Consider the following 679-nt stretch of genomic DNA (forward strand, 5'->3'; position numbering starts at 1 on the left):
CGCCTCCGCTACTGATTCCGGTGTCCGCTTATGAAGTCCTACCTCGATCAGTGTACCGGTCAGGATTCTTACCATATTATATAGGAAGCCGTTGCCACGAAAATGCAGTTCGCACACACTTTCCTGCATGGTCAGCTCAATAGCAGTGAGATTCCGCACCGTCGATTTTTTTATCCGTTTCAACGAACAGAATGCTTTAAAATCGTGCTCACCCGTCAGATACGCAGCCGCCCGCCTCATGGACGCTATGTCCAGCGGTTCCCCCAGACCGTACACATATCGGCGCTCAAATACATTTTTCTTCGCTGCCGTCTCAATCCGGTAGCAGTACGTCTTGGAAACAGCATTTAAACGGCTGTGAAAACGCGTTCCCGCCTCCTGTGCCGATAAAACAGCGATATCATCCGGGAGATAGCGGTTCAGGTACGCTTTCAACTCCTCCGCGCTCATCCCGGCACAGGACGCCGGAAGATGGAAATTCGCCACCTGTCCCCATGCGTGGACCCCTGCATCTGTCCGTCCGGAACCGTGCACCTCTACCGTCTGCCCCGCCATTTTCTCCAGAATCTGCTCTAATTTTCCCTGTATCGTCTTGTCCGTGTTTCCCTGCTTCTGCCAGCCGTCATAACGGCTTCCGTCATATTGCAGGGTAATTTTTATATTTCGATCTGGCATTTTT

General features: G+C 51.8%; 1 protein-coding gene. It reads right to left on the reverse strand.

What is annotated here, in order from left to right; genetic code table 11:
- Nucleotides 1-675, reverse strand: a 675-nt coding sequence (truA, locus tag QVO97_RS00805) for a tRNA pseudouridine(38-40) synthase TruA (RefSeq protein ID WP_288188524.1), incomplete at its 3' end; no start/stop codon positions are given.
- Between the last annotated feature and the right edge of the window lie 4 nt (nucleotides 676-679).

The sequence above is a fragment of the Clostridium sp. CAG:43 genome, assembly GCF_000434655.1.
Lineage (GTDB): Bacteria > Bacillota > Clostridia > Lachnospirales > Lachnospiraceae > Otoolea > Otoolea fessa.